Source organism: Gammaproteobacteria bacterium (assembly GCA_016199745.1).
Taxonomy (GTDB): domain Bacteria; phylum Pseudomonadota; class Gammaproteobacteria; order Acidiferrobacterales; family Sulfurifustaceae; genus JACQFZ01.
Window position 1 is genome coordinate 20,559 of the sequence record JACQFZ010000029.1, and the last position, 23,574, is coordinate 44,132.

At 57.1% G+C, this 23,574-nt stretch carries 18 protein-coding genes; 9 read left to right on the top strand and 9 right to left on the bottom strand.

Annotated elements, in window-relative coordinates; translation table 11 throughout:
• Positions 1-55 precede the first annotated feature (55 nt).
• Together lptG and lptF are read right to left on the bottom strand one after the other, a co-directional pair.
• Positions 56-1,129 (bottom strand): LPS export ABC transporter permease LptG, encoded by a 1,074-nt coding sequence (lptG, locus tag HY308_08020; protein ID MBI3898228.1) that lies wholly within the window; start codon positions 1,127-1,129, stop codon positions 56-58.
• Positions 1,126-2,217, bottom strand: a complete 1,092-nt coding sequence (gene lptF, locus HY308_08025; protein ID MBI3898229.1) for an LPS export ABC transporter permease LptF — start codon at positions 2,215-2,217, stop codon at positions 1,126-1,128. The genes lptG and lptF overlap by 4 nt, the downstream gene beginning before the upstream one ends.
• A 395-nt stretch (positions 2,218-2,612) precedes the next feature.
• Here lptF and HY308_08030 point away from each other — a divergent pair, with 395 nt between their 5' ends.
• From HY308_08030 to HY308_08045, 4 genes are all read left to right on the top strand, one after another.
• Positions 2,613-4,130: a leucyl aminopeptidase gene (locus HY308_08030; protein MBI3898230.1), complete on the top strand. Its 1,518-nt coding sequence runs from the start codon at positions 2,613-2,615 to the stop codon at positions 4,128-4,130.
• Entirely contained in the window at positions 4,127-4,552 is a 426-nt protein-coding gene (locus HY308_08035; GenBank protein MBI3898231.1) for a DNA polymerase III subunit chi, read from the top strand. Before HY308_08030 ends, HY308_08035 begins: the two co-directional genes overlap by 4 nt.
• Positions 4,553-4,570: 18 nt before the next feature.
• Positions 4,571-5,491, top strand: a complete 921-nt coding sequence (locus tag HY308_08040; protein ID MBI3898232.1) for a hypothetical protein — start codon at positions 4,571-4,573, stop codon at positions 5,489-5,491.
• A gap of 456 nt (positions 5,492-5,947) precedes the next feature.
• Entirely contained in the window at positions 5,948-8,941 is a 2,994-nt protein-coding gene (locus HY308_08045; GenBank protein ID MBI3898233.1) for a valine--tRNA ligase, read from the top strand.
• A 3-nt stretch (positions 8,942-8,944) separates the two neighbouring features.
• Here HY308_08045 and HY308_08050 read toward each other — a convergent pair whose 3' ends face one another.
• Together HY308_08050 and HY308_08055 are read right to left on the bottom strand one after the other, a co-directional pair.
• Positions 8,945-9,259 (bottom strand): monooxygenase, encoded by a 315-nt coding sequence (locus HY308_08050; GenBank protein ID MBI3898234.1) that lies wholly within the window; start codon positions 9,257-9,259, stop codon positions 8,945-8,947.
• Between the two features lie 562 nt (positions 9,260-9,821).
• Positions 9,822-10,226: a hypothetical protein gene (locus HY308_08055; protein MBI3898235.1), complete on the bottom strand. Its 405-nt coding sequence runs from the start codon at positions 10,224-10,226 to the stop codon at positions 9,822-9,824.
• Positions 10,227-10,409: 183 nt separating this feature from the next.
• On the opposite strand from HY308_08055, the gene HY308_08060 reads away from it, so the two are divergent.
• Positions 10,410-10,826 (top strand): hypothetical protein, encoded by a 417-nt coding sequence (locus tag HY308_08060; GenBank protein ID MBI3898236.1) that lies wholly within the window; start codon positions 10,410-10,412, stop codon positions 10,824-10,826.
• A 250-nt stretch (positions 10,827-11,076) separates the two neighbouring features.
• On the opposite strand, the gene HY308_08065 is transcribed toward HY308_08060, so the two are convergent.
• Complete coding sequence (locus HY308_08065) at positions 11,077-11,637, bottom strand: class I SAM-dependent methyltransferase (GenBank protein MBI3898237.1); 561 nt, start codon at positions 11,635-11,637, stop codon at positions 11,077-11,079.
• Positions 11,638-12,110: 473 nt separating this feature from the next.
• Between HY308_08065 and HY308_08070 the strand changes: the two genes are divergently transcribed.
• Entirely contained in the window at positions 12,111-14,585 is a 2,475-nt protein-coding gene (locus tag HY308_08070; GenBank protein ID MBI3898238.1) for a hypothetical protein, read from the top strand.
• 643 nt (positions 14,586-15,228) lie between these two features.
• On the opposite strand, the gene HY308_08075 is transcribed toward HY308_08070, so the two are convergent.
• Complete coding sequence (locus tag HY308_08075) at positions 15,229-17,187, bottom strand: flotillin family protein (protein MBI3898239.1); 1,959 nt, start codon at positions 17,185-17,187, stop codon at positions 15,229-15,231.
• 168 nt (positions 17,188-17,355) lie between these two features.
• Here HY308_08075 and HY308_08080 point away from each other — a divergent pair, with 168 nt between their 5' ends.
• Positions 17,356-17,835 (top strand): DUF4870 domain-containing protein, encoded by a 480-nt coding sequence (locus HY308_08080; protein MBI3898240.1) that lies wholly within the window; start codon positions 17,356-17,358, stop codon positions 17,833-17,835.
• A 504-nt stretch (positions 17,836-18,339) separates the two neighbouring features.
• Positions 18,340-18,879, top strand: coding sequence for a metal-dependent hydrolase (locus HY308_08085; GenBank protein MBI3898241.1), 540 nt, complete (start codon positions 18,340-18,342; stop codon positions 18,877-18,879).
• A 58-nt stretch (positions 18,880-18,937) separates the two neighbouring features.
• Here the strand turns inward: HY308_08085 and HY308_08090 are convergent, their stop codons facing one another.
• The 3 genes from HY308_08090 to HY308_08100 form a co-directional block, all read right to left on the bottom strand.
• Positions 18,938-19,270 (bottom strand): MGMT family protein, encoded by a 333-nt coding sequence (locus HY308_08090; GenBank protein ID MBI3898242.1) that lies wholly within the window; start codon positions 19,268-19,270, stop codon positions 18,938-18,940.
• 50 nt (positions 19,271-19,320) lie between these two features.
• On the bottom strand, positions 19,321-20,220 hold the full coding sequence (locus HY308_08095; protein ID MBI3898243.1) for a YihY/virulence factor BrkB family protein: 900 nt from the start codon (positions 20,218-20,220) through the stop codon (positions 19,321-19,323).
• Positions 20,221-20,466: 246 nt separating this feature from the next.
• Positions 20,467-22,680: a discoidin domain-containing protein gene (locus HY308_08100; GenBank protein ID MBI3898244.1), complete on the bottom strand. Its 2,214-nt coding sequence runs from the start codon at positions 22,678-22,680 to the stop codon at positions 20,467-20,469.
• A 185-nt stretch (positions 22,681-22,865) separates the two neighbouring features.
• Between HY308_08100 and HY308_08105 the strand changes: the two genes are divergently transcribed.
• On the top strand, positions 22,866-23,546 hold the full coding sequence (locus HY308_08105) for a class I SAM-dependent methyltransferase (GenBank protein MBI3898245.1): 681 nt from the start codon (positions 22,866-22,868) through the stop codon (positions 23,544-23,546).
• The last annotated feature ends 28 nt before the right edge of the window (positions 23,547-23,574 follow it).

Below are 23,574 nucleotides of genomic sequence, written 5' to 3' on the forward strand. Positions count from 1 at the left end.
GTACTGCAACATTCGACCACAAACGCAATTAACGGTTGTGTAAAACCGATCTCGCTTACGCAAGCCGACGCACCAAAATTAACGCTAATACTAGAAACAAGATCAGCGGCGCGACCGCCGCGAATAGCGGTGGCAACCCGTAAATAACGGCGATGTAACCTAGCGCCTTGTGAACAACTACGAACACCAGCCCTAATACGATTCCCAAGAACATCCGCTGCGCCAATCCACCACTGCGTGCCGAGCGAAACACGAACGGCACGGCCAGGAACATCATTAACGCCGTGGCAAGCGGCATGAAACATTTTTGCCAAAACGCGAGCATGTAGCGCGCGACTTCCTGATTGTTGTGGCGTAGATGCTTGATGTAGGCGTGCAGCTGGGCAATGGACAGTGCCTCTGGACGAATGGTGAACACGGCGACAACGTCGGGCGTCAGTGCCGCCGGCCACGGCATCTGCGCCTGAATATGCGTGACGATTTGCTGCTGACCGATGTCGCTGGCGTGCACATCCAGCAGCTGCCATTCCTTGCCATCGTAACGCGCGCGGTCGGCGTAGATATGCCGATGCATTTCGTACGTCGGCGTTAACTCGTAAATATCGACACGCAACAGGCTAAGATCGGGCAGTACCTCACCGATGCTGACGAACGAGTTGCGATCGCGTAACCATAAACCACCGCTGCCATGCTGCAGGCTGGTGGCGAGCGCTTGGGCGCGGCCGGTCTGGGCTTGGGTCTCGGCAACGGGCACGACGTACTCACCGACCAGCACCGCGCCGATCACTAATACCGCACCGGTTTTCATGGCAGCGCCGATAATGCGTGCCTTAGACATACCGGCAGCACGCATGGCAATTAATTCCGAATTCAGGGCCAGCGTCGATAGACCGAGTAAGGTACCGATCAACACCGTTACCGGAAAAATCTCGTAAAGCTTGCGCGGTTGGCTGAGCAACACGAAGCTTACAATTTCGTAAGCGCCGAAATGGCCGCTCCCGTAGTTCGGCAATTCGTCGATCAGCGACGCAAAAACAAACAGTGCCGCGAATACCGCCAACACCAACAATGTGCCTTGGATGATACTACGGCCAATATGACGGTCGATCAGCGTGAGCATCGGACTCACCGGCCGCGCCGGCCAAGCCGGGGAAATAACGGCCAGTTGCGACTACGGCGATAAAATAAATAGGCGGCTACCGCTAACATCGATGCGTGCACCCACCAAAGACCGACGCTGCCCGACACGTACCCTTTGCGCATCAACGTCTGACCGACGCCAAGCAGATTGGAGTAAATAAAATAAACGAGAATCGCGGCGAATAAATTGGCCAGCCGCCCGCGGCGCGCATCGGTATGCGCCATCACTAAGGCAAAGATCGCCAATACAAACACGAACAGCGGCTTGGACAACCGCCAATGCCATTCGGCCGAGGCATCGGCATTGTTGAGCGCGAGCAGCGCCATTGCCGGCAACGTCTGAATCGTATCCGGCACCGGTACGATCGGCTTAATGTCGATGCGCACGGCATAGCTCTCGAACTTCACCATACGATAGTCCGGCTGTCCGGGAACGCCGTCATAGGCCCAACCATCGGCGAGCGCCATGAAGTGATCGCCGGTTCGTTCATCGGCGAAAGGATGCCCCGAGCGCGCCAAAATTACGCTCGGACGCCCATCCTTTGGGTTACTGATGAACACTTGCTGTAAGCGTCCTTGACCATCGGTCGACTCGGCATACACCACACGCCCACCTTCACCCGCTTCGGTGAATGCGCCCGGATCGACGCCGGTAATCTCTGGGCGACTCGCACCCTCCGCTTTCACTTGATCCAAAGCGCGCATGGCGTATGGCGAGACATAAAACGCGGCAACCGCAACGAGCGACGCCATCGCTGCCGCCGACACCAACACCGGTCGTAGCAACTGTGGTAGACCGATACCGCAGGCAGCCAATACCGTCATTTCGCTATCGCGATACCAGCGACTAAACGTCAGCAACACGCCCAAATAAAATCCGAGCGGCAGCAACAAATCCAATCGTCGCACCGTCTGCCAGCCAAGCAGCACGAACACAACACGCTCGGCATAGTCGCCGCTCACGGTATGCGCGAGCAACGAGGTCATACCGAACAACACGAACACCACCACCAGGACCGCGACTATGGCCACCGTCGCCTTGGTCATTTCCCAATAAAGCGTACGGCGGATGATCACGCAGCGAACTGCCTATGAGCGGATGGAAAAATAATACGGTCTGAAAAGCGGCGAAATGCCGACCCTTTCTCCGTCAGGGAGAAAGGCGAAATGAAGCGGATATTTCCAAAGAAGTTTAGGATTTCCCGAGCCGCAACCCCACCTCCACTATAAGAGGCGAAACAATACATCGGCCTCATCTTGTTAAAGATGCAATCGCATTTTGACAAGGATCGAACAAACAATGGAGAATGCGGCGCAACCGGCAGGAGCATGCGAAATTTGTCCGATGGGACCTTCTTTCCGTTTTCGCGAGTCGGTAAATGCTTGAGCAGAAAAAAGAACCGACCTAACAAACCGCCGGCAATATAACACAGTTCCAGCGATCCACGGGCCCAGGTAGGGATAGGAAATAGATGGAATACAGCGTCAAAAGCGGAACCCCCAAGAAACAACGCAGCGGTTGCCTCGTTGTCGGCATCTACAGCGGCCGCAAACTCTCCGCTGCCGCGCGCGAGATCGACGAAGTTTGCAATGGCGCGATCATGCAGATCGTCCGCCGCGGCGATCACAACGGTAACCCCGGTCAAACCTTACTGCTACACAACCTACCGAACTCGCCCAGCGAACGCGTTTTGCTCATCGGCTGCGGCAAGGACAAAGAATTCAACGAAGCGCGCTATCGCGACGTCACCGCCGCCGCCATCAACGCACTCAAGAATACCGGCGCCGGCGAAGCGACATCTTATCTCACCGATCTCGACGTCAAGGGCCGCGATGTGCTGTGGAAGTTGCGCCAAGCGGTCGAGATCAGCGAGGCATCGCTCTACCGCTTCGATCAGCTGAAGAGCAATAAGAACGACGACAACCGCCGGGCGCTGAAGCGCCTGATCCTCGCCGTGGCCAAGCGCAGCGATCTGCAGCCCGGCGAACAAGCGGTCAATGAAGCGCTCGCGGTTGCGGCCGGCGTGCGTCTCGCCAAAGATCTCGGCAATCTGCCGGGCAACATCTGCACACCGACTTATCTGGCAGAGCAAGCGGTCGAGCTCGCCAAGCAATACGGCATGGGCAACACGGTGCTCGAAGAATCTGACATGCGCGGTCTGGGCATGGGCGCGCTGTTGTCGGTATCGCGCGGCAGCCGCCAACCGCCGAAGTTCATCGTCCTCGAATACCGCGGCGGTATCGAGAACGAAGCGCCGGTCGCACTCGTCGGCAAAGGCATCACCTTCGATGCCGGCGGCATCTCGATCAAACCATCAGCGGCGATGGACGAGATGAAGTTCGACATGTGTGGCGCTGCCTCCGTGCTCGGTACGCTCAAAGCAATCGCCGAGCTCAAGCTCCGCATCAACGTCGTCGGCGTCATCGCCGCCTCGGAAAATTTACCGGACGGTAACGCCAGCAAGCCCGGCGATATCGTCACCAGTATGTCCGGCCAAACCATCGAAGTACTGAATACCGACGCCGAAGGCCGCCTGGTACTGTGCGACGCCCTCACCTACGTCGGCCGCTTCAATCCGAGCGTGGTGATCGATATCGCCACGCTCACCGGCGCCTGTGTCATCGCCCTCGGTGGTTTTCCCAGCGGTCTGTTCGCCAACAACGATGCGCTCGCGCGTGAATTGCAGAACGCCGGCAAGTACACGCACGATCGCGTCTGGCAGCTGCCGTTGTGGGAGGATTATCAGAAGTTGCTCGACAGCAACTTCGCCGACATGGCCAACATCAGCGGCGGTCGCGAGGGCGGCGCCATCATCGGTGCCTCGTTCTTGGCGCGCTACACGCGTGATTACAAGTGGGCGCATCTCGACATCGCCGGCACGGCCTGGAAGACCGGCAAGGACAAAGGCTCGACCGGCCGGCCGGTGCCGTTGCTCACGCAATTTCTGATCCATCGGGCGGCGAATACCGCCCCGGCCGCGGCGGAATGACCCGGGTCGATTTTTATCTGCTCCCCGTTGCCGAGGAAAACGGCAAATCGATCGCTGTTTGTAAGCTGGTCCACAAAGCTTATCGTTTAGGCCACCGCGTCTATATACTGGCACCGACGCGCGAGCACGCGGCCGATCTCGATCAATTGTTGTGGACCTTCGCTGCCGGCAGCTTTATTCCGCACAAGATCTACAGCGAGCCGCTCGATCCACAAGTGCCGGTGCTCGTTGGACATGAGCCACCGCCGGCGGCTTTCACGGACGTACTCATTCCTCTCACAACGGATGTGCCGGAATGCTTTACGCGCTTTGCGCGCGTGGCTGAGCTCGTTGCGCCGACCGAGATCGAACGCGCCGCAGCGCGCGAACGGTTTCGTTTCTACCGCGAGCGGGGTCACGACGTGCAAACGCATAATTTGTAATCAACATCCGTCGTGTACATGGCTGACGAAAAGCCCAAGCACAAACCGTCGCAGAAGCGCACGCTCGAAGAGGTGATGAAGTCGTTGCAGGATCTCATTCGCAACGATATCGTCGGCGACACGGATGCGCCCGCCGCACCCATGGACCCGGAACCGGAAGAAGCGCCGGAGGACGAGGATGAGGACGAATTTCAGGACGCGCTCGAACTCCTCGACCACCTTATTACCCACGAAATTATCGAACCGGTCGAACGCGCGCGCCGAGCGCGAGCGGAATCGATAGCCGCGGCCGACGACGAGCTAGCAGAGATAGACGAACAAGCCGTTAGCACTGACGACACGGAAGCCGTAGAATTGCATGGACTGGAAGTCACGGAAGACGACCATATGGACATGGATAGCCCAGAACCTACCGAAAACGACGCCGCAACGGCACACCCGCAAAACGCCCTACCGCATGAGCCACCGCTGGTACGGCCGGAATTGTTAGCGGAACCGCCGGAAATCAGCGAGGAACCCCCTAAGTCCGACGAGTGGCCGACGTTTGATGCCGATGGCCCAGCTTTTGCTCCTTTTGAGGACGAGCCATCAACATCCGACGCCATGCGCAATCCGCAAAAGCCTATCGCCAGGGACGACGCCGAAGAACTGCTGAATATTAAGATCGGTCCGATCGAAGACGATATTCCGGTACTGCGCGATGTCGCTTATTCCGTCGACGCGGATAATAGCGGTGCGCCGATCCTTCCCGGCAGCGCCCAATCGCGCGAAATCGCCATTCGCGTTATCGCTCGTCTTAACATCGAGCGCCGCCGAGCCGGCGAACCGGCGCTCGACATCAAGGCCATCGAACGACTGCAACGCATTCTGACCGAGACGCTGACGCGGCATGAATTGGCCGCGTTGGTGGCAGACGATAAAGATCCCGAAACTCACTAACGCGACCGATTTGGCGGCGCTGGTAATAGTCGGAGTAAGCATCGATCCATCGATTCACTTCGCCGCTGTCCACCAGTCGGCGAATAGGCCAAGTACTTCTGCCGTTCTTTAGTTAAGTAGGCGGCAACGATGAGGTCGATGTCGCCGCGCTTCGCGTACGTCTGCACCCGATTCCACGGCCCCAGCGCCTGACTTTCGACTTTGATCCCCAACTCGGCAAACGCGGTCGCCGCCAATGCGACCACCCTCTTCCCACATGACGGGTGGATATTCCGGATGACCGGAAGCAATGAGAACATCTTCACTGCGGGCAATAGTCGGACAGGACACCGGCAAACAGGTTCGGGCCCACCCGGGCGACCCGCCAACCGGTCGCCGGGAGCGATGCAGACTCTTTTCAACATTGGCCCCAAAGCCATTACAATTCCGCCCTTCCGTATGGATACCCGAGAGCACATGAGCCGCGACGCCGCCCACAACCCAGCCACCACCCCCGAAACGACCCTAAGCAAGGCCTACGACCCGCACGCCATCGAGCAGCGGATCTATGAATCTTGGGAAAAGGCCGGCGACTTCGCGCCGACCGGCAAGGGCGACCCGTACTGCATTATGATCCCGCCGCCGAACGTCACCGGCAGCCTGCACATGGGGCACGCGTTCCAAGACACGATCATGGACGCACTCATCCGCTATCACCGTATGAAGGGCCAGAACACGCTCTGGCAAGCAGGCACCGACCACGCCGGCATCGCCACGCAAATGGTGGTCGAGCGTCAGCTCGAAGCCGAAGGCAAAAAACGCCACGACCTGGGCCGCGAGCGTTTTATCGAGCGTGTGTGGCAATGGAAAGGCCAATCGGGCGGCACGATCACCAAACAGCTGCGGCGCATGGGCGCGGCGCTCGACTGGTCGCGCGAGCGCTTCACCATGGACGAGGGCCTATCGCACACCGTCACCGAAGTGTTCGTGCGCTTGTACGAAGAAGGTTTGATCTATCGCGGCCAACGCCTGGTGAACTGGGATCCGGTACTGCACACCGCCGTGTCCGATCTCGAAGTTATCTCCGAAGAGGAGAACGGCTTTCTGTGGCACATCCGCTACCCGATCGCGAAGTCGACGGAATATCTGGTGGTCGCCACTACCCGCCCGGAGACGATGCTCGGCGATACCGCGGTCGCGGTTCATCCCGACGATGAGCGCTACAAACACCTCATCGGCCGCTGCGTCGAGCTACCGCTCGCCGGCCGCAAGATTCCGATCATTGCCGACACGTATGTCGATCCTGCGTTCGGCTCCGGCTGCGTGAAGATCACGCCGGCACACGACTTCAACGACTACCAAGTCTGGCAGCGTCACAAGGATCAGGTGTACTTCAAGTCGCAACCGTACGGCGGCTTGATCAATATCTTCAGCATCGATGCCAAGATCAAGAAGCACAACTTCGACGAATACGCCTGGGGCCGCATCGAGCACGACCGCAAGAGCGGCCAACCGTGCTACGAAGAAGGCTTCATCGGCTTGCCGACCAAAGATCTGATTCCGCCGAAGTACTGCGAGCTCGACCGCTTCGAGGCGCGCCAGCAAATCATCGCCGACCTCGAGGCCGCCGGCCTCTTGGAAAAAGTCCAAGACCACAAACTCATGATCCCGCGCGGCGACCGCACCAACGCCGTTATCGAGCCGTACTTAACCGATCAGTGGTACGTGAAGGTCGCGCCGCTCGCCGAGCAAGCAATCAAAGTCGTCGAAGACGGTCGCATCAAATTCGTCCCGGAAAATTGGACGAAAACTTATTATGAGTGGATGAACAACATTCAAGACTGGTGCATCTCGAGCCAAATCTGGTGGGGCCATCGCGTGCCCGCCTGGTACGACGCCGACGGCAACATCTACGTCGCCCGCACCGAGGCCGAAGCAAAGAAGAAGGCTCGCGCCATGAATGGCGTCGATACCAAACTTGAACAAGACAAAGACGTGCTCGACACCTGGTTCTCGTCGGCACTGTGGCCGTTCTCGACGCTCGGCTGGCCCGAAAAAACGCCCGAGCTGAAAGCGTTCTATCCGACCAGCGTGCTCGTCACCGGTTTCGACATCATCTTCTTCTGGGTCGCGCGCATGATCATGATGGGCCTCAAGTTCACCGGCGAGGTCCCGTTCAAAGAGGTCTACATCCACGGCTTAGTGCGCGACGGCCACGGCCAGAAGATGTCGAAGTCCAAAGGCAACGTGCTCGATCCGCTCGACTTGATCGACGGCATCGATTTGGAATCGCTAGTCGCAAAGCGCACCACCGGCTTGATGCGCCCGCAAGACGCCCCAAAGATCGAGCAAGCCACGCGCAAAGAATTCGCCAACGGCATTCCGGCGCACGGCGCCGACGCGTTGCGCTACACCTTCGCCAGCCTCGCCACTCAAGGCCGTGACATCAAATTCGACCTGGGCCGCATCGACGGCTACCGCAACTTCTGCAACAAGCTGTGGAACGCCGCCCGCTACGTACTCATGAACACCGAAGGCCACGACTGCGGAACCGCGGGTCTCTCTCGGACCGAAGCGGGAGAGGGACCAAGGGAGCGGGGGAAATTAGAACTCACCGCCGCTGACCATTGGATCCGGTCGCGCCTAACCCAAACAACCATCGATGTCGAAACCGGCTTCCGCGAATATCGCTTCGACATCGCCGCCCAAGCAATCTACAGCTTCGTCTGGCACGAGTACTGCGATTGGTACTTGGAACTGTCGAAGGTCGCGCTGAACGACCCGAACAGCACCCCCGAACAACTGCGCGGCACACGCCACACGCTGGTCAGCGTGCTCGAAGCACTGCTGCGCCTGGCCCACCCGCTCATGCCGTTCATTACCGAAGAAATCTGGCAACGCGTCGCACCGCTCGCCGGCAAACACGGCAACACCATCATGCGCCAGCCCTACCCCGACGCGCGCCCGCAAACGATCAACCCGGCCGCTGCTGAAGAAATGCAGTGGGTCATGGCCGTCATCAGCGCGGTCCGCACGATCCGCAGCGAGCGCGACATCTCACCGGCGAAAGCATTACCGGTGCTACTCGCCGACGGCAGCGACCGTGAGCACACGTGGATGCGTAATAGCACGCACTACCTCAAGCTGCTCGGCCGCATGGAAACGCTCACCTGGCTGAACAAAGACGAGCCCGCACCCGAATCGATCATGGAACTCGTCGGCGACATGAAAGTGCTCGTGCCGCTCGGCTCGTTGATCGATAAGAAAGCCGAGCTTGAGCGCCTGCAGAGGGAAATCGAGAAGAACGAAAAGGAGCTCGACAAAGCGAAGACAAAACTCGCTAACCAGGAGTTCGTCGCGCGCGCGCCCACCGTCGTCGTGGAAGAAGTAAGAGCTCGTGTCCAGCAGTTCGAACAGGATGTGGCGAAGTTCAAGGCGCAGTACGCGCAAGTCGCCGCACTCCCTGGCTAGTTCCTACTCGTCGGTAAGGACCTGCTGCGCCACGTTGTCGACCACCACCGGACATTCGAAGTAGGTTACGGTTGGATCAGTGCCGTACTTCTCCCGGACGAATGAGCGCCACGATTCTGTGTACATTGCTTCTGCCTCTGGCCTCGAATTCCAAAGGTAGACGCCACCTGCTGTGGCTCCGTCTTGGGAGAGCACGTAGTGCTTCCGAAACAAACCTTGTACGCCTCGATACTTTGGCGCGGTGCTCAGGAAGATGCGGCGAGCTTCCTCGCGAGTGATTGGCTTTGGCAAAGCGAACGCAGTAATGACGATAATCATCTGCACCTCCTGTTGTGCTGTGTGGCCGATGACGCCCAACTTGTTATAAATCGCAAATGCCAATATAACATCGCTGAATACTGGCGTTTCTGGTCATAGACTGTACATATGTACAGTATTAACAGAATCGACAAATCACGCACGCCGGCTTTAGCCTCTACGCGGCTGCTCGACCAGCAAGTGTAGCGTGCGCCATGCGCACGACCCCTCTACCATCGAAGCATGGCCACCTTCCGACGCTCCACCGTTCCAGGCGCAACGTATTTCTTCACAACAGTAAATACCTACTTGAAAAACACATGGATTACATTCATTGGAATCCGATCAAGTAGGGTTATGTGAAGCGGGTGCGCGATTGGCGCTATTCAAGTTTTCACCGCTTTGTCGAACAGGGCGTCTACACGCCGGATTGGGCATTGCCGCCGGCACAAGGCGAACCGTTTGCGGAGGGTGGTTTCGACGAGGTGGGGTGATCGTGCGCATGGCGCACGCTACGCTTGCAAAAAAAAATCATTTTTCAAAGTAAGCGACCAGCCGCCAACGGCCGGTCGCTTGCCCGCGTTCATTCGGTACGGCACCATGGGAGGCCGCTATCACCGACATCTTCTTCCCCGGTGGTGCCAATAGCCGAGGCGGGCACCCAACCCCAAGCTTCGAAATTTTCCCAGCCCGACAAGGTGCGATCGCCTTGGGTCAAGTACCAAACATCGTTATGACCTTCATGTTCCCTGATATGCGTTTTGCACGTAAACCAGCTCGGATTGGAATCTAAAATTCCGACGGGTTGTAAATTTTCGTCGTCGTAACGCTGGTAGACATAGGTATGGGGCGTATTCGGACAGTACCATTGGTCGCCGCTTTGCCAGCAGCTGGCGAACGCACCTGTCGAGAATAAAAAGGCGCTGAGCGCGACCGCGGCGCGCATCTTCGTTGCCGTGCGTCGTTGTTGGTTGTTGGGCTTGTACATAATTCCTCCTATTCGAGAATTCTCGGTGAGTAGTTATCCATGTAGCCTCCAGAACTATTGAAGGACAAAAACAGCTATTTGAAACTTGCGCACTGCGAAATAGGTTGGATTGATCATTTTCTAATACGCTCCGACCCGCCATAATTTAAAATGAGTTGTGGTGAACCACATTTTCGGTTCAATTTGTCTTCGACAAACATAGGCAAAACCAAAAGGGTAGAGATCGAACTCGGTTCAGATTGGTCGCGATCTGGCAAACTTTTATTTGCGAAAGACAGAAAATTATTCCGCCTCGCTTTTGGTAAGACAGGCGAACTGCCTTGTCTGGATGATGCGGAGTTGCTGATCGATTTAAGTGATCGGACGTTTGAACCAAGAGCTAGCAAACGTAGCGTGCGCCATGCGCACGACCCCTCTGAAAAGCACATGGATTACATGCGTTGGAATCCGGTCAAGCAGGGTTATGTGAAGCGGGTGAGCAATTGGCGCTATTCAAGTTTTCACCACTTTGTCGAACAGGGCGGCTACACGTCGGATTGGGTATTACCGCCGGCACAAGGCGAACCGTTTGCGGAGGGTGGTTTCGGCGAGGTGGAGTGATCGTGCGCATGGCGCACGCTACGCTTGCTACTTAACTCGACTATGTTACTAAACTGACCCGCCCCAAACTTATTAGCAGGTCCCTTCCCCTTCAGGGGGAAGGACAGGATGGGGGTGGGTTGTGATCGCTACTGCAAAAAAACCCACCCCCACCCCAGCTTCTCCCCCTGAGGGGGAGGGAGTGGCGGCGGACGCGTTTCGGCTTTTTCTTTAACCCGATTTATTGTTGCTCTAAGGAAAGCGATGCGCATCATGTAGAGGCGCGAAAGAGATACGGACTCCGTGTCGGTAAAAAACCTGCCGCGATGAAACGCTGACGCCACCAATGGCGCGGGCGGAGGGTTACGCGATACTTGTCGCCTGGCTCGAACGACTCGCTCGTACTGCTCAGGAAATGATAGTAGCGACATATCTGACTGCACTGAGCCAGTAACCCATCGATATCGCTCTCTTTTAGATAGATCAGCGCGTTGCCAAAGATCAGGTCGAACTGCCGGCCGGCGCTAAGTACTCGCGGGACGTATTCCAACTGGTCGGCCTGCATTATTCGGGTTCGATAGCGGCGCGGTATACGGCTGTGGGCCCACGGATTTATCTCACAGCCTTCCGGGCGTACATCCCAGGCTTGTTCAAAATGGCGCAGAATGCGGCCAGTCGCTGCTCCTAGAACTGCCACAGACGCTATACGAATTTTGAATCGGTCGATGATGTCAATGCAGTGGTCGACACCGCTATACGCCAGGTAATTGTCGTCATAGGAACCGGCGCCGCAATAATTCGTAAAGTAGGAAACATCCAACGTCGTGCTCATGCGGATTGCTTTCAGGTTAGGTCTCGAGAGATTGGTTGCGCGACACGAGGTGGGATGCTCTTCCAAGCTTTACCGATCGATAAATCCTACGAATCGTCAGCCGATTCAGCGTGCCGCCTGCATTTAACGCTTGGTTTTAAGACGACGCACGTTCTACCAGAGTACATAAAGATCATCAACACCTAAGGATGTTGGCAAAACTTGCCTTCGAGAATATTTTCCACGTTGCATGTGTTCATTTAAGAGTACGATACGATCGGCGTTTAGATCTACTTTCCATTGTCGATACGGTGGCGTCGGGAGAAATACCCGTCGTTGATGGATCTCTGCCGCCACACCGTGAATTAACTAGCGCCGCAAAAGGACTTAGCGTTCGGTAATGGGTATGAGGAATTGTCTGCGTGTGCGAGACGAACCAGCGCCGCAGTTCCCCGATCCGGAATCTCTTAAGTGCCAACAAATGGAGAATTGTTATGGCAGAGAAAAATCCCGATTCGAAAAAGAGAGCCGCTGGCTTTCAATCTCAACCCATGGAGCAATACGACGACACCCATCGAGGCCACATCGACCAGCCGCCGTGGAATAACCCTCTCGCAACGATCTACACCAACCCTGACGATGTCAGCAGGCCTGTTAATCGACGCTCTCAACGACAATACGGTCTTGTTGAAAGACTGATTGTCGTTCTTACCGTTTGCTTTCTTGTAGGAATATTTGCGGTTCTCTGGCCGCAGCCCACTCGGGCAGAAGACCGGGGGCCCATTGCGGCTACCGGGCACGGCGGTTTTTTTGACCAAGACGGGCGCCAGATTCCGTTGACGTTAGGTTTTGCCGCCGAAGCGCAGGCCTGGTACCGCAACAAGCTGTTGTCGACTTTGCCAACGGCCAAGAAGAGCGAATTTGCTGCCTATGAAAAGCGCCTGCGTGGCGGGCTCAACGCTGACGGGCAGGATGGGCTTGTGTTGCAGCACCAAGCACTTGAATGGTTGTTGGCCAACACGCGATCAACCGATCTCAAGCTGCAAACGGCAAGCATGCTTCGTGCGCTTCGGTACGAAATGAACTGGAAGCTGCCCGAGCAAAACGACTCGAAGGCGGTTGACAGACTTGAGCCATTCACTCCGCGCGCCGATGTCCTAAAGCGACTAGAGTCCCTACCCTTCAAGCCCGGTGGTGGCGTGCAGCTGCTATCAATCACCACCAACTCAGGGCAGGCCTACATCAATGAATGCATGGCCGCCGGTGTGCCGATTCCACCCGCGATCAATCTGATGGACCCCGCTGGACTGGCGGGCTGGAAATCTCAGGGCTTCATTCCGACGACGGATCAATTCATCGTTGGCACACCGGCGGAGGTGCGTACCTACCGGAGCGCTTCACCGGAGGGCATGTGCTACGCCTTACCCCGATACACCGATGCCACGCTGAGCACGGTCAAACTTGACGGTGTCATCTGCATGGGCAAGCAAAGTTCCAAAGTCTGCTTTTGGGACAATCAGTGGACTGTCGGCGGCACGGTGCAGTCCTTTCAGTTCCCGGCAGGCACGCAGATACCGATTGGCGTACCCAGTACACCCGGTGGCAAGTATCAAGCCGGAGGAAAAGAAATTGAATTCGGCCCCGGCGGCATCTGCACGGATTGTCACGCCGGAGAAAACCCGTACATCATTCACCCCAAGAGCAATCTCGCCACCAGCGGTGCGGCGGTATTGTGGGAGAGTCTTTCGCAGGCGCCACAAAATTTACCGTCGATGCCAGTCAACCGTTATGACCCGCTCGTAGGGGCATCGTGGCCGCAGAACCAATTATCACAGGCGGGTTCCACCGTCCCCGGCGTGTGCAGCGGTTGCCACGTCAAAGGTGGCACCGGGCGCTTTCCGCATCTGTCGAATGAAATTTCGCAATACTGCAACACCGTCCTCGGGCAGGCGATCACCAGAACCATGCCACCGGGCAGCCCCGGCAGCGCCGCGGTTGCGGCCAACGCGTTCAAAAATGCCTGGTGCGGTGGTCCACCCGACGCAAGCTCTGCCGACGCCGGCGATCCGCACATCACAACCACCAACGGCATCAATTACGATTTTCAGGCGGCTGGCGAATTCACGGCCCTGAAGAACGAGGACACCCGCTTTGAATTGCAAACCCGCCAGAGTCCTGTGCTCACGACCTTTACTCCCGGCGCCAACCCCTACACCGGACTGGCAAGCTGCGTGAGCCTAAACACGGCGGTAGCCCTGCGCGTCGGCAAGCACCGCATCACTTACCAACCGGCCGGCGGAGCGTTTACCAGTGCCGAGCGGCTGCAACTGCGCGTAGACGGCACACCCGTCAACCCGGCGAGCGGCGTCAACCTGGGCAGCGGCAACGTCATCAACAAAAGCACAACCGGTGGTGAGATCGACATACGCCTGGACGACGGTACGCGCGTAGTCGTCATTCCGCTCTTCTGGGCATCACAAGGCTACTGGCACCTGGACGTACAGGTGTTCAACACGCCTGCGCGCGAAGGTGTGATGGGCCCGATTCTGGCGACCGACTGGTTACCGCGCGCGCCCGATGGCGCAAGCTTTGGTCCTAAACCGGCGTCGCTGCTGGACCGGCACGTGCTGCTTAACAAAAAATTTGCCGACGCCTGGCGCGTGAGCACTAGTACCAGCTTGTTTGACTACGCCATCGGTACCAGCACCGCCAACTTCACCGACACCAACTGGCCACCCGAAAGCGGCAAGCCTTGCACCAAAACCACGGTGGGCGGCCCGCACCCGAGGGTGAAAGAGCCGCGCCCCGACATGGCCAGAAAAGCTTGCCTGGGCATCAAGGACAAAGCCATCTACGCCAACTGCATCTTTGACGTGACGGTGATGGGCGACACCATAGCCGCCAAGGGCCACAAGCGGGCAGCCAAGCTCAAAGCGTTGGCCACGCAGACACCGTTGGTGAATCAATAACGGCGTAGGTAGTAACTAGCCCGGATGCAGCGTAGCGGTTTCCAATAATTCTGGATTCCACTGCGCTTCGTCTGGGCGACACACTGGCGGAATAGACGTGCTGTAAAACAAATGCAGGTAACTGCGATGAGACACAACATCGCGCACAACGCATCGTAATTAAAAGTCACCGACTCATTCGGCAAATCGCGTCTGACATTTTGGTCGGAGTATCGTCACAAAAATCAATAGCTGATTGTTGAAAACGTGACTCTGCGCACCGGCTGTTAATTTATCCACAAGTTCTGTTAATAACTCTGTGGAGTGTTTCATCAAACTGAAATAATTCTCGGAAATAGTGTCGCTTCCATTAGTTTGCTTACTTATTGGTCATTGTTCGTCCATCGCTAACACATAAAAAGAAAGAGCGCCTAACTGCTGGCGCTCTTTCAGCGGCTTTGTGCTAGACCGCCTATTTTTCTAGGTTGATAACTGCCAAAAAAAGACGGCAGATATATTTTTACTGATTGAATTGATCTGCTACCTTTATCTCTTGCCTCAATTTAATCGCCTAACCAGACGTTCACGTTGACCGACCGACCTTTAATTAACCCGGACTTCGCTAGGCTCCATCCGGGTTATACGTCTTACCGTAACCGCTTCCTCACGCTGAAGGCTTCGCCCCCGGTTTCAACGTTTGCGACAACTCATTCGCCTTAAGCGAACTCATCAACGACAGCAAGTTCGCAAAGGCATTCGCCTCACCACTGCCGCCCATTTGAATCTGCGGCACCAACGGCACCTTCGATGTCTCGAACGCCTCGGCCAGTCTGAGCATTACCGTTTGCATCAGCTGCTTGTCGGCACCCTCGCCTTGCAACGCCTCGGATTTGGCCTTGATGGCGGCGGCCTCCGCTTCGCCGACGGCTTTAACGGCGGACGCGCGGCCGGCGCCTTCCATTTCTTGTTTGAATTTTTCCGCGTGTGCCAGCGCTTCGATTTCCTGGCGTCGCTTCTCGGCAGCTTTGACGTTAGCGGCGCCTTGGTTTTCTTTGATCGAAATATCGACCAACGAACCGGTCAGCTCTTTCTGCTTGGCGGCGCGTTGCTCGGCTTCGTTCAGCTCGCGTTCTTTGTCGGCGGCGATTTGCTTTTGGGCGAAGGTCTCGACTTGTTCGCGGGCGATTTGGCGGTCGCGCAGCTGCGCCATGATGTTTTCGATCTTGGTATCGCCGGTCTGCGGCCGCGGTGTGCCGATCAGCACTTCTTGGAATTCCAGCGAGTACGTCAGGAACCGTTCCTTCATGTCGGTCGAGGCGTTGGTCTGTAGCTCGCTGCGCGACTGGATCAATTCGATGAAGGTCTTGGTCTGGGAAATATTCTTGAAATACGACGACACCATCGGGTCGAGCGTCTGCTCGACTAGCTGCGCGATGTTGCCGAAACGCTGCACCACCATCGGTGCTTTGCGATAGTCGATATGCACTACCACCGACAACGGCAACTGCGGCTCGAACGCGTCCTTGGTGATGAGCGTGATTTCGCGCAGGTTCGAATCGAAACTTGAACCGCTTTCGCCCGATTTCCACATCAATACGAAGTTGGTCGTCGGCACCAGCTCGATCTTGCCGGCGTAGGTGTTAAACGCATATTTTCCCGGCATCAGCGGATCGCGCCAAACGCCGCGGTAACCGTTCTCGACCAATTCACCATGGCTGTATTCCCTGCCGGAGACATCCTCACCGCGGCGACCGGTATACGACACGACGACACCGACGCTGCCCACGGGGATGATGGTCTTCTTGATGAATTCGACGGTGGCGAACAGACGGTTGATGTAATACGTGCCTTCCACCAGCACGCGCTCCTGACGACCGCGCTTACCGCCGGCCGCCAGAAATTTCTCCGGCTCTTGAAACGAATTGTGGTCGTCGCCGACATCGGGCGCCAGCAACTCGTCTTTGGACAATCCCGGTCCGTCTTGGACGGTAACGATGGCGAGCTGGTCGGAATCGTGCGCGCCCTTCACTTCTTTTATCACTACCGGCGTGAACCCTTCGCGCTCGTCGAGCACGCCGCGCATTTGGTTGTAGTACGCCTTCTCCTTCTCATCCAACGACGCCGAATAGGTCGCCTCCTGCGTCATGACCACGAACAACGCCGGATTGATGATATGCGTGCCTTCGCGCAGCACTTTGCGTTGCGGGCCTTTTTGGCCGCCGCCTTGAAGAAAGCTGCGCACGTCGCGGAAGTCCGAAACCTTGGAGTTCTCGGCCAAGGTTTGGCCGGCCGGCAGATCGACGCCATCGCGAGCGAACACGTAACCGATCTTGCCCTGCGTGACCGATACCATCGATTGAATATGCACGCGGTATTGGAATGGCGTAAAGAAATGAAAACCGCCGCGCCGAAGATCCGGCTGGAAGCCGGCCTCACCGTGAAGCGCCAGCAGCCCGCTCTGTACCGAACCCTTGGCGCTCCACAATTTCTCGACGACGCCGATGCGATCGTTCGGGATATACCGCACCACGCCAGACACCCACAAAATCAACGCGACGACGACAAGTACCGCCAACACGATGATCACCGGCGGAAACCAGCTAAACGTTAGAAGCGTATCCATTTATCTCCCCTGCTTAGTAGTAATTGAGACTGCACGACCGAATTAGTCGGGGGTCTTTTTAACACTTTTACCGTGACAACGGCTAATAGAACGCGCCTACTTTCGGCCGTTTTGCCGCCAACGTTTATCCACTAGACTCCGCTACACAAAAAACCACCGGGAACAACCATGGGCGACCGCTACGACGATCTAGCTCGACTCAACGAGCTGCGGCTAAAGGGAGCGTTGACGGAGGAGGAATACCAGGCCGAGAAACAAAAGGTATTGGCCAATCCGGGCACCACAGCCGGTGGCAGCTATTGGGGGATGGAAGAAAATCAATTCGCGATGCTGATGCATCTTGCGCAGTTTGCTAACTTCTTGCTTCCGTTCGCCGGATTGATCCTGCCGATCGTGATGTGGTCGACCTACAAGGAAAAGTCGCCGCTGATCGATGCCAACGGCCGCAATATCATCAATTGGCTCATCAGTGCGACTATCTATTGCGTCGGCGCGTTCGTGGTTTGCTGGACGATCATTGGCCTAGTCATCGGCATTCCGGTCCTGTTCGCCATCGCTATTATGAGCGTGGTGTTCACGATCATCGGTGCGGTGAAAGCGAATAAAGGCGAGGCGTGGAAGTATCCGTTGTCGATTAAATTTCTGTAGTGTCCCACTCTGGCCTGAGTCATTCATTCGCTGAATACCATTATCGCCAGCCACCCCCCTCTCCCCTTGCGGGAGAGGGGCCGGGGGAGAGGGGTATCGTTCGTAGACATTCCCCTTTCCCTTGTTGTATTCCCACCTGGGTGCAGGAAAATCACCTGCACCCGTTCGGCGGCGTAAACACACGTTAAGTGTGTTCGCGAAAACCCCGCCTCACCTCCCGCAAGGGGAGAGGGAGACCCAAGATCAAACGTCTAAATGAATTTTCTAGAGTAAACAAAGCGAATGACAACTCAACACTTTTCAATCGTAAACGGTAGCTGGGCCGTTGCGCGCCTCGGCGCCGACGAATTGACCCTTCGTTGATCTCGCCGTGCACACAGAAACCAACCTCGTTCTACTTCCCGGCCTAGACGGTACCGGAAAACTGTTTGACGACTTCGTTTGACTTCCCCAAAAACGGGGCGCGCAGTATAGGATTAGCGTCTACCAAAGACGCAGGCATCGATGCCCACCATTCTTTCTCATCCCGCCGTTCCGTTCGCGCTCGGATTAGGTCTGGGAACAAAGATTATTCCGCGGCCGTTGCTCGCGGCCGGTATGGTGGCGTCGATATTGCCCGATCTCGATGTGATCGCGTTCCGCATCGGCGTCCCCTACGCCTCTCAATTCGGGCACCGCGGCTTTAGCCATTCGCTGCTGTTCGCGTTCGCCGTTGCTTTGTTAGGTGCTGGCGCATTGCTCGCGCTCCGCATTCGCTTTAATCGCGCTTTTTGGTTCTTGTTCTTGGCAACGGCGTCTCACGGAATACTCGATGCTTGCACTAACGGCGGGCTCGGGATTGCGTTCTTATGGCCATGGTCCAATGAGCGATTTTTTCTGCCGTATCGAGTGATTGAAGTCTCGCCGCTCAGTATGTCGCGCTTTCTCTCCCATCGCGGTCACAACGTCATCCTGTCGGAGTTATTGTGGGTCTGGGCGCCTTGCTTGCTGATCGGAGCGACGATGATGCTAGTGCGGTGGAAAATTGCGAAGCCTTCCGCATGACCCGGAGTTCCCGGTGGCAACTCTGGCGGATCTGGCCGATGGCCCGCAGGTTGGCGCGTTATCGCTTCTTTTTCGCAGAGCGTCGCGGATGCCAACCAAAACGCTGCAGCGACACGCGACCACGCCCGTCAAATTGCACACCTTCCAGCTCCAGACGCACGCGCTGCTCGAATTCCGGACCGAGTTCGCGGCGACAACTGATTTCGCCGCGGGCGTTGATAACGCGGTGCCACGGAATAGTCGTGTTATTCGGCAACCCATACAGCGCGTAGCCGACCTGACGCGCCATTCGGCCGAGTCCCGCGATTGCCGCAATCTGGCCGTAGGTCGCCACGTATCCGCGAGGGATTCGCCGGACGACGGCGTATACGCGCTCGTTCCTATTTTTCATTTCGTCTAAGTAGCGATCGGTTGGGAATGAACGATATTTTCTCGGATCGCTTAGCCGGTACGCAACGGTTGCGTCGGTACATTTTCCCGACCTTCGTCAATGCGCTCGTACTCGGAGATAACCTGCGCACCGAGCAGCACCAACGTTGCCGCGATCTCCAAGCTCAGCAGAACGACAATCGCCGTCGTTAGCGATCCATAGACAACCCCGACCTGCGACATGCGCGCGAAATACCAGACGAGCAAATGGCGCGCGATCTCCCACAGCAGCGCGGCGGTAACGCCGCCGATCAGCGCATGCCGTATCGACAGTTGGCCGACCGGCATTACCCGGTAGATGGAGGTGAGCACGAAAATTTCGCCGCTGACGCCGAGCAGATACAGCAGCGCGCCGGACACACCGCGCAGCGACCAACTGCGCCCGAGGAAGTCGACGCTTTCATAACCGATGGTCTGTAAGCTGGTGGCAACGATGGTTACGAGCAACAGACCGACACCGAGGCACAGGATGTAGCAATATGGCAGCAACGCCGACACCAGAAAATGACGCCGGCGAACGGCCACGCGGTGTAGAAAGATTACCGACATCGCATTTTCCAACACGGTGAAGCCGAGCGAGCTGAAAAAAATCATCGTTATCAAGAGCGGCCAGCTAATGACATCGCGATGCACGAGAAAGTTCGTGAGCTCGCCGACGATGGATGTCGCCTCTCCGGGCAGCAACATCTCCAGATAACGGCGCACGGTTTGCAGCAGCTCCGCCTGATCGAGAAAGTGCGACAGGGCGATGACGGCGAGGATGGTCAGCGGAACGATGGACAACAGCGCGTAATAGGCGACGGCGCCGGCCAAGAGCAACCCCTGGTTAGCGCGAAAACTCTTGAGCGTTCGCAGCGCGAACGCGCCGGGGTGCGTCAGTATCTGTTTGAGCTTTGGATCGAGGATCTGCATGTAGTGGTCGAGAAACAAGGTGTCTTTTGCGACAACCTTAACCTCACGACCGCGGAAATGCACCGATAGATTTCCCCTCTGGTCGACATTCTCCCGCAAGTGCAGCGGGAGTATTCGCCGATTACGTAATCGCTTCGCCGGTGTCGGCAAAAACGTTGCCGCTACACCGGATACCGTGGGTGACGAACAGCGGCATCCGCTCGGTGTCGCCGGACAGCCGACCTTGGGCGGCGATAGCGTGGCGGCTCAATCGCACGACGGTGCAAACTCGTTGTTAAGCGCGGTCACCTTGTAGTTCGCATCGATCGTCACTAATCGATTATCCGACCATTGCGTGACGCTGCAGCTCACATAGGAAGGGCCATAAGACCAACTGCCGTCTACCACTCGATTACCGCGAACGATATAACGACTGCCACCGCCGTCGTGCACACGAATGGTGTAACCGCCGCCCATAAACAAGTTGTCGTATAACTCGGCTTGCTTCGATTCGTTGGCCATGAATACGTTCGACGTCGAATCTTCTGCAAGGCGCTGGTCGATGGTGTTGTGGCGAATGACGTTATTGATCCCGGCCTCGTACCCTTGTATGCCATCGGAGTGATCGCCTGGACTGGAACAGAGGATGACGAATGAATCTTCGATGGTCACATCGTTGTGTGAAATACGGAATCCGTCACTCGTATTACGAATGTACAAACGTTTGGCGGTAAACCGGCCGGCACCGACGGCGCTCGTGCTGTTACATCCGGACGGCGGCCCGATCGTGCTGTCGGTCACGGTGTACCGGAACGGATTGCCGCCATTCCAATTGCCAATCTCGCCGTAGACCTCGCTATTACGAATAACGACGCCATCGGCAGCGACGGTAATACTGCCGGTGACACGTTTGTTTTCGAAGACTTGGCCCGGCGTCGATAGCGTGACATCGCCGTTGATCGTCGTCAGCGCCGTGCCCGCCGGCACGCCGGTGCAGCTCGGTGTCGGATACGCCGGTAACGCGCACGAACTCGGGTCTGGGGGTGTCACGCGTGCTACCGATACCGCGACTATCGCGCTCGACGTCATGCGCCCGGCCGCATCGTAAGCATTTGCGCTGAGCCTATGGTTACCGACACTGGCGCTGGCGGTGTCCCAGCGGTAAGTGTACGGCGGCGTGACATCGGCACCGAGCGAACGACCGTCGAGTAAGAACTCAACGCGGGTGACGCCGACATCGTCCCAGGCCGCGGCTTCCATCGATACCGTTCCTTGAACCGTCGTGTTATTGGCCGGCGCTGGCAGCGTTACCGACGGCGCGGTGGTGTCGACCAGGCCGGGCGCATAGAGGTTCACTTCGGTCAGACTGTTCCAATCATTGACGCTATTGCCATGACCGATGTAACGCAGATAACGGGCGTCGACATCGGCGAAATCGAAACCTTCGATCTCGCGCGTCACTCCGCTGCTTTCGCCGCGATCGACGACCGTCCAGCTAACGCCATCGGCCGATACCGCAAGATCGAATCGCGCTTTGCGCTGATCGCCGTTGTAAAAGCCGATTTTGGCCGAGCCGATCGTCGTCATCTGGCCGAAATCGAACTGTATCCACTGACCATCGCCGACCGCCGACCAACGCGTGGCGACATCGTTATCGATCGTATTGGCGGGAACATTGCCGTCATCGCTGCTAGCCGTGACCACCCGCACCACGATCTCCGAGGTCGCATCGCGCGGCGTGGCTGCCACCGGCGCCGAGTTGACGCTTTCGCCGGCGCCGTTCACGGCGGCGACGACGTAGTAATAGCTAACCCCATTGGTAACGCCGACATCGGCAAAGTTCGTTGCCGCTTGCCCGCTGTTGATGTTGCTGTACGGACCTTGGCGAACGGTGGCGCGTTTAATGTTGTAAGCATCGGCACCCGTAGCCGCCGACCACGCAAGATTGACGCGCGCATTGCCGGCATCGGCGGTGAGATCTGTGGGCGCTGCCGGAACCTGCGCCACGGCGTAGATATCGACTTCGGTCAAACTATTCCATTGACCGACGTTCGGATCGCTAGTGTCGTTTCCGTGGCCGACATATCTGACATACCGCGCTTGCACGGGAATAAAGCCAAACGTCTCCTGTGCCAGCGTCGTGCCATTGCTCTGCCCGCTGAATACGGTCGACCAGGTCTTGCCGTCCGCCGAGACACCCAGATCGAACCGCGTATGCCGCGTGTTTCCTTTAAAGAAACCGATCGCCAAGGCATTGATCTTTTTGATCGACCCCAGATCGAATCGGATCCACTGGCCATCGCCAGCCGCTGACCAGCGTGTGTCGAAATTATTATCGAGCGTGTCCGCCGGCACATTGCCATCGTGACGACTGGCACTGACCGCGGTGATGGGCACCGGTTGTGCCGCCAATGCAGGCAGATTAAACAGCGACAATACCGCGGCAAACGGCAGGAGTAACGTGAAGCCGGAGCGGGTCATGGGTATCGTCTCGATATTGTTTTTAGAGGTAGATAAAATTTCTGCCGAACCAGGGACACCGCGTGTTTACGCTTTTTACTAACGATGGCGGCCCAACCCTGCTTGAGTCACTATGTACGCAGGTGAGTGCCCATAACATCGGGCGTTGGTTCAAAGAATTTTTACCGTCACAGGGACAGACAGAAATGACTCATGCGCAGAATCCGCCGTCGCCGACATTGATAGATTCCAGCAAAGGCGCCGCCGTCTATACGAAACCGGTGTTGGGCTTGTACGACTTGTTCATTCTTGGGCTTTCGAGCTCCTTCATTTGGCAATGCCCATCGCGCCGGGTGCTCGATCTTTATAACCAGCACGTCACCGACAAGCATTTAGACGTCGGCGTCGGCACCGGCTACTTTCTCGATCGTTGCCGATTTCCAACGACGACACCGACCATCGCCCTGCTCGACCTTAACCCCAATTGCCTGCAAGCCTCCGCCCACCGCATCCGCCGCTATCGCCCGTCGTGCCACGTCGTCGACGTGCTGCAACCGATCGATATCGACGATGCCGACTTCGGCTCGATCGGCATCAACTACCTACTCCACTGCCTACCCGGCAATCTAAAAACGAAGAGCGCCGCCTTCGCTCACCTAAAACCGCTGCTGGCAGACGGCGGCGTGATATTCGGCTCGACAATCTTGGGCGAAGGCGTCAAGCGCCATCGGCTGGCAAACAAGCTCATGCGCGTTTACAACGCCAAGGGCATCTTCGGCAACGCCGGCGATCGGCTCGAAGATCTCGAAGCGGCACTCAAGCAACACTTCGGGAACTGGTCGATTCGCGTTGAGGGTTGTGTCGCACTGTTTAGCGCGAGCAAGTGAAACGACGATATGTTCAGAACGGAGATGG

What these genes read in the sequence shown, in the direction of transcription:
- HY308_08045 (MBI3898233.1), top strand. Translation starts at nt 5,948, where the DNA reads ATGAGCCGCGACGCCGCCCACAACCCAGCCACCACCCCCGAAACGACC.
- HY308_08095 (MBI3898243.1), bottom strand. Translation starts at nt 20,220, where the DNA reads ATGCAGATCCTCGATCCAAAGCTCAAACAGATACTGACGCACCCCGGC.
- HY308_08085 (MBI3898241.1), top strand. Translation starts at nt 18,340, where the DNA reads ATGCCCACCATTCTTTCTCATCCCGCCGTTCCGTTCGCGCTCGGATTA.
- HY308_08070 (MBI3898238.1), top strand. Translation starts at nt 12,111, where the DNA reads ATGGCAGAGAAAAATCCCGATTCGAAAAAGAGAGCCGCTGGCTTTCAA.
- HY308_08105 (MBI3898245.1), top strand. Translation starts at nt 22,866, where the DNA reads ATGACTCATGCGCAGAATCCGCCGTCGCCGACATTGATAGATTCCAGC.
- HY308_08100 (MBI3898244.1), bottom strand. Translation starts at nt 22,680, where the DNA reads ATGACCCGCTCCGGCTTCACGTTACTCCTGCCGTTTGCCGCGGTATTG.
- HY308_08030 (MBI3898230.1), top strand. Translation starts at nt 2,613, where the DNA reads ATGGAATACAGCGTCAAAAGCGGAACCCCCAAGAAACAACGCAGCGGT.
- HY308_08050 (MBI3898234.1), bottom strand. Translation starts at nt 9,259, where the DNA reads ATGATTATCGTCATTACTGCGTTCGCTTTGCCAAAGCCAATCACTCGC.
- HY308_08075 (MBI3898239.1), bottom strand. Translation starts at nt 17,187, where the DNA reads ATGGATACGCTTCTAACGTTTAGCTGGTTTCCGCCGGTGATCATCGTG.
- HY308_08055 (MBI3898235.1), bottom strand. Translation starts at nt 10,226, where the DNA reads ATGTACAAGCCCAACAACCAACAACGACGCACGGCAACGAAGATGCGC.
- HY308_08065 (MBI3898237.1), bottom strand. Translation starts at nt 11,637, where the DNA reads ATGAGCACGACGTTGGATGTTTCCTACTTTACGAATTATTGCGGCGCC.
- HY308_08035 (MBI3898231.1), top strand. Translation starts at nt 4,127, where the DNA reads ATGACCCGGGTCGATTTTTATCTGCTCCCCGTTGCCGAGGAAAACGGC.
- HY308_08090 (MBI3898242.1), bottom strand. Translation starts at nt 19,270, where the DNA reads ATGAAAAATAGGAACGAGCGCGTATACGCCGTCGTCCGGCGAATCCCT.
- HY308_08080 (MBI3898240.1), top strand. Translation starts at nt 17,356, where the DNA reads ATGGGCGACCGCTACGACGATCTAGCTCGACTCAACGAGCTGCGGCTA.
- HY308_08040 (MBI3898232.1), top strand. Translation starts at nt 4,571, where the DNA reads ATGGCTGACGAAAAGCCCAAGCACAAACCGTCGCAGAAGCGCACGCTC.